Source organism: Planktothrix sp. FACHB-1355 (genome assembly GCF_014748295.1).
Classification (GTDB): Bacteria; Cyanobacteriota; Cyanobacteriia; order Cyanobacteriales; family Aerosakkonemataceae; genus Aerosakkonema; species Aerosakkonema funiforme_A.
Window position 1 is genome coordinate 1 of record NZ_JACJUP010000339.1, and the last position, 5,782, is coordinate 5,782.

At 41.0% G+C, this 5,782-nt stretch carries 6 protein-coding genes; 4 read left to right on the top strand and 2 right to left on the bottom strand.

Translation table 11 applies throughout. The annotated features are described in order from the left end of the window. The 3 genes from H6S82_RS15280 to H6S82_RS15290 all read left to right on the top strand — a co-directional run. Nucleotides 1-518: cyclic nucleotide-binding domain-containing protein (locus H6S82_RS15280; RefSeq protein WP_191056379.1), on the top strand; the 518-nt coding region annotated here is incomplete at its 5' end. Nucleotides 519-535: 17 nt separating this feature from the next. Then, nucleotides 536-2,182 carry an NHLP bacteriocin system secretion protein gene (locus tag H6S82_RS15285; protein WP_190464745.1) on the top strand — a complete coding sequence of 549 codons (1,647 nt, stop codon included), beginning with the start codon at nucleotides 536-538 and terminating at the stop codon, nucleotides 2,180-2,182. 151 nt (nucleotides 2,183-2,333) lie between these two features. After that, complete coding sequence (locus H6S82_RS15290; RefSeq protein WP_190464744.1) at nucleotides 2,334-4,463, top strand: NHLP family bacteriocin export ABC transporter peptidase/permease/ATPase subunit; 2,130 nt, start codon at nucleotides 2,334-2,336, stop codon at nucleotides 4,461-4,463. 160 nt (nucleotides 4,464-4,623) lie between these two features. Here H6S82_RS15290 and H6S82_RS15295 read toward each other — a convergent pair whose 3' ends face one another. Beyond that, nucleotides 4,624-4,965, bottom strand: coding sequence for a type II toxin-antitoxin system RelE/ParE family toxin (locus H6S82_RS15295; protein WP_190464743.1), 342 nt, complete (start codon nucleotides 4,963-4,965; stop codon nucleotides 4,624-4,626). 15 nt (nucleotides 4,966-4,980) lie between these two features. Next, nucleotides 4,981-5,226, bottom strand: a complete 246-nt coding sequence (locus H6S82_RS15300; RefSeq protein WP_190464742.1) for a hypothetical protein — start codon at nucleotides 5,224-5,226, stop codon at nucleotides 4,981-4,983. A 160-nt stretch (nucleotides 5,227-5,386) separates the two neighbouring features. On the opposite strand from H6S82_RS15300, the gene H6S82_RS15305 reads away from it, so the two are divergent. Further along, nucleotides 5,387-5,605 (top strand): hypothetical protein, encoded by a 219-nt coding sequence (locus tag H6S82_RS15305; protein ID WP_190464741.1) that lies wholly within the window; start codon nucleotides 5,387-5,389, stop codon nucleotides 5,603-5,605. Nucleotides 5,606-5,782 lie beyond the last annotated feature (177 nt).

The following is a 5,782-nucleotide window of genomic DNA, read 5'->3' on the forward strand; positions in this document are numbered from 1 at the left end:
ATTGGATGATTGAAAGTGGGATGCAGGTAAATGCTTCTGCGGGTAAAATTCTGATCCAACAAGGAGAACCTGTGGAAGCTGTGTACATTTTGATAGATGGAACATTAGCAGTTTCTGTTACTCTTGGTGAAGGAAATAGCAGAGTCACCAAAGATATTAATCAATTATCAAGTGGCGAAATTGTGGGAGAAATGTCTTTTGTAGAAACTGGCAAAGCTTCTGCTACGGTTGCATCATTTGAGGAATCGCTTTTGTTAGCTATTCCTCAGCAGCAATTAGCGGCTAAACTAAAACAGGATATGCAGTTTGCTGCTCGATTTTATCGTGCGATCGCAGTAGTTTTAGCCGATCGATTGCGCGGTGGTTTAATCCGGCACGGCTACGCTCAAAATACGGATCTCGATGGAGATATTGAGTATGAGGGAGAATTAGATCTCGATATGTTACAACAAACAGCACTGGCAGGAACCAGATTTAACTGGATGGCAAGACGTGTAAGCGGTAATAATTATTATTAAGGTTTTCACTTGTTTCAATGACTGAAGAAAAGAAAAATATTTTTAGGAAGGAATCTTTAAATCGTTTATCTTCACCGGAACGTCTGGATGAGCTAATGCAAGTAGTCAATCCTCAAGATTGGCTACCTTTAACTGCATTAGGTGGATTGGTGTTCGTTGCTCTATTCTGGAGTATTTTTGGCAGAATTCCCATCACCGTCAGCGGTCAAGGAGTTATTCTGCGATCGCGCCAGGTAGTAGAAATTCAATCCCCCATATCGGGACAGATTCAGGACTTAAAAGTAAAAGTGGGAGATTGCGTTAAAAAAGATAATGGTGATGATATTAACGATCCAGAAGAGATTCTTGCAGTAGTTGACCCGCTGGAGTTAAAGCAAAAACGGCAGCTTGAAGTTGCGAAATTGCAAGAACTGCAAAGGCAGGATTTGCAAGCTACGACGATCGCACTGCAACGCCGTCAATTAGAAAAAGCCGAGTTGCAGCAACAGCGAACTAGCTTGCAACAACGCCTCAAAGATACGCAAGCTTTAACGCCTTTGCTGAAAACAGAAAGTACTGTTTCTATTCAACAGCAGCGAGAAAATTTACTAAAACGTCTCCAAGATATGCAGACTTTAACGCCTGTACTTAAGAATAAAAGAAGCGATTCTATCAAACAACAGCGTGTAAGTTTGCAGCAACGATTGCGAGATGCACAAGCAAAAGCTCCCATTCTACAAGAAAGGGTCAAAAGACGCCAAGAACTACTGAACGAAGGTGCGATCGCAGCCGATCGAGTCTTGGAAGCAGAACAAGAATATACTGACAGTCTCCAGCGTGTTTCCGAAATTCAAACCCAATTGAAGCAATTAGATGTCGATGAAGCACAAGCCGAACAAGGTTATCTGGATAACCTCAGTAAAATCAGCGAAATTCAAACTCAATTAAAGCAATTAGATCTTCAACAAACGGAAGCAGAACAAAAATATTTGGAAAACCTCAATAAAATATCCGAAATCCAAACAAATTTAAAAGAACTCGATACCAAGGACAAAAGCTTGGAACAGCAAAACTTGGAAGCTACTAACACCAGGAAAAACCAAATTTTGAATAGTGAACAGGAAATTAAACGATTAGAGCAACAAATTCAAACTAATAGCACGATTAAAGTTCCATATAGTGGATGTATATTAGAACTGACAGTTACTGGCGGACAAGTTGTTAATCCCGGTACTCGCATCGGTTCAATCCAGATAGAAAAACCCAACGAACCTTTATTAGCTATTACCTATTTTGGGATTAAAGATGGCAAGCAAGTAAAATCGGGAATGGCTATGCAAATTACACCTACTACTGTGAAGCGAGAAAGATTTGGCGGTATTGTCGGTACTGTTATTTCTGTGTCGCCTTTTCCCGTTACTAAGGAGGGTGCTGCCAGTACGATCGGCAATCCGGAGTTAGTAGAAAGTTTGATGTCTCAATCCAAGGAATCTCAGATAGAAGTTTGGGCTAAACTAAAAGAAAATCCTGCCAACTTTAGCGGCTATGAATGGTCTTCTTCCAAAGGCCCACCCGATTTAAAAATATCTACTGGAACTACTACCACAGTACAAGTTACAGTAGACAAACGCGCACCAATAGAATTTATCTTACCCTTTTTGCGCGAATGGAGCGGAATTAATTGATTTCAAATTTTAGATTTTAGATTTCAGATTTGAAGGCCAGAAACCGGGTTTCTGAGTAGATATCTAGTTGAGAAACCAATGATTTGTCAGAGAAACCCGGTTTCTTTGCGTCAGTCCTATTCAATTAACAATAATTGATAAATAATAACATATGATAACCCCAAAGATAAAATCCAAAATCCAAAATCCAAAATCCAAAATCGTTAAAACTCCGACAGTACTGCAAATGGAAGCAGTGGAATGCGGTGCTGCTGCGTTGGGAATTATTCTAGCTTATTACGATCGCATTGTACCTTTAACAGAACTCCGTCAAGAATGCGGCGTATCTCGCGACGGTAGTAACGCCTCCAATTTGCTCAAAGCTGCCAAACACTACGGAATGCAGGCAAAAGGCTATAAAAAAGGACTAGAGGCGTTAATGGACTTGCCAACTCCCTATATTGTGTTTTGGAACTTCAATCATTTTTTGGTAGTGGAGGGATTTAAGCGCGATCGCGTCTATCTTAACGACCCAGCCAGCGGACGCCGCCGCGTATCTAAACAAGAATTTTCTCAAGCTTACACTGGTATTGTATTAGTTTTAGAACCAGGCCCAGAATTCAAAAAAGGCGGCCAAAAGCGCAATATAATTTTCTCCTTACACTCCCGCCTGAAAAACTCCTACGATGCAGTCTTATTCTCCATCTTTGCCGGATTGCTTCTCACATTTCCCCGCTTAGCATTGCCAGCATTTAGCCAAATTTTTACAGATGAAATCCTCGTGCAAGGTCGCGATAATTGGTTGCGACCTTTATTGTTAGGGATGATAGTTACAGCCATATTTCAGAGTTTGTTATCTAGATTACGGCTAATGTACATACGACGCCTGACAATTAAGCTATCGGCACTGATGACAGGACAGTTTATTTGGCATATTTTACGTTTGCCAGTGACATTTTACGCTCAGCGTTTTGCGGGAGAAATCGCCAACCGCGTTGCACTTAATGGCAAAGTTGTCAATGTATTGAATAGCGTTTCTACCACAATTATCGATACCGTGATGCTGGTATTTTACGCCATTCTCATGGTTATGTATGACAAAGTGCTGACACTGATGACAGTTTGTTTCGCCGCAGTTAATATTATTACTTTGCAAGTAATACGCCGTTTTCGGGTTGATGCCAACTTAAGGATTAGCCAAGAAAGCGGTAAAGTTTCAGGCGCGATTGTTGACAGTCTTCAATCCCTCGAAACTGTCAAAGCTTCCGGTCTTGATTCCGATTTATTTGCTAAGTTTGCCGGATACAATACTAAAGCGATCAACGCACAGCAAGAATTAGCTTTACAGAGTCAAATCTTAACATTATTACCAACAATTTTAAGTTCCCTGGCAAGCATGGCTCTCTTAGGATTCGGCGGTTTGCGGGTGATGGAAGGTAGCCTGACTGTTGGGATGCTAGTTGCTTATCAAAGTTTAGTCAGTAGCTTTCTGGGGCCAGTGAATAGTTTGGTGAATTTTGGCAGTACTTTGCAACTACTAGAAGCCGATTTAGAACGCCTTGATGATATTTGGCAAAATCCTGTCGATCCCGAAGTAGAAAGAGAGAATAATGCTTTATCTTTCGCCAGTCCCCAATCACCCAAACTGCAAGGTTATGTTGAGTTACGCAATCTTTCCTTTGGTTATAATCGTCTGGAATCTCCGTTGATTGAAAACTTTAACTTAAGCTTAAAACCCGGACAGCGGGTGGCAATAATTGGCGGTAGCGGTGCTGGTAAATCGACAATTGCCAAGTTGATTGCAGGTTTATATACACCTTGGCAGGGTGAGATTCTGTTTGATGGTATTCCTCGCGATCGAATTCCTCGCTTGATGTTAGCAAACTCAGTCGCAATGGTGGAACAAGATATCTTTTTGTTTAAAGGAACTGTGCGAGAAAACCTTACCCTATGGAACTCAACCGTTCCGGAAGCAAACTTAGTGCAAGCTTGTCAGGATGCAGCAATTCACGAGCGCATTTTATCTATGCCGGGAGGATACGACGCCGAAATTTCCGAAGCAGGCACAAATATTAGTGGGGGAGAACGCCAGCGGTTAGAAATTGCTAGAGCTTTGGTGATGAATCCTTCAGTATTAGTGTTAGATGAAGCGACGAGTTCTTTGGATACGGAAACCGAATTAATTATCGATCGCAATCTGCGGCGACGCGGTTGTTCTTGTATTGTAATAGCGCATCGCTTCAGCACAATTAGAGATTGCGATCGCATCATTGTCGTGGAGAAAGGCAAAGTCTATACTTGACATCTCAATAAGATACTTCATTGGTCAGATGGTAGATTATATTTACGACGCTGTTCTGCTGCAAACGCCTCAAAAGAGCGAGACTTACCTGCCGCAAAGTCCATATATCTGAGCAGTCATCTTCAAATTCTTTTCTATGCTAAAATTATGATGCTAGCTGTTAGGTTTCACCAGACTCCTCTGGAGTTTCACCAAGAGTTTGTTGTGCAGCTTGGCGAATATGCAGAACCCGAACTATAGAGACTTTATCACTTTCAATAATGGTAAAAAGAATCCGATAGCGCCCTTTACTATAGAGCAGTTGTCGAATTTCTTTGCTGAAATAATCATTTTCTCGCGCCAGAGAACAACGTTTTGGCATCTGTGATAAAGACTCGATCGCTTTTAATAGTCCTGCATACCACTGATTTGCTTTTTCAATTGATGTAGCTTGAGACATCCGCAAAAATGCTCTATCCGCTTCAACCTCAGCCACACTTGAAATCTCTATATGATACTTCATTGTTTAGCTGATAGATTATGGTAGGTTATATTTACGACGTTGTTCTTCTGCAAATACCTCAAATGAGCGGGATTTCCCTGCTGCAAAGTCGTCTAATCCGCGCTGGATACCTGCGATCGCTTCTGCGTAATCTTGTGCTTCCCACTCCAAGATTTTAACTAATAATTCAGCAGCAACAGTAGAAACATCTTTTCCCTGTCTGGCAGCTTCTTCAAACAGCTTTGCTTCTGCTTCTGGACTAAGAGTTACGGTAATACTCATGGTTCGCTAGTGCTGAAAGGCTTTAATAAAAGTTTAGCATAATTCAAGTAGCGATCGAAGGACGTACCATTTGATTTCGGTGCAAAATGCTAAAATACATTCAAGCTGAACAGCTTACAATAGATAGAATCCAATTTTTTCAGCTAGCTTAGGAGATTTTATGCCTCTTACTGAACTTCTACCTCTTGTGAAGGAACTATCTCACACCGATCGGCTCCTACTCCTTCATTTTTTGACATCTGAACTTCTCAAAAATGCAAATCTAATCCCATTAGGCGATCGAGATAAAATATCTATTCCTAACTTGCATGACTCTTTTGAAGCTGCTGCTGTTTTAGCGAAGGCATTAGCAGAGGAAAAAGCTGCGATTCATGGTTGATAAAGTTAGATTTACTTTTACTGAACTCAACAGAGAGATGGGTGCTTTTAGTACACTACCATACTTACCACATTTCATATGCAACAGTTATTCCAAAAAAGATTTAATCGCAGATGCAATATCGGTAACTACATCTTTATAACTCAGGTATTTCAGTTCGTTTTCTAGAGCGTTTAA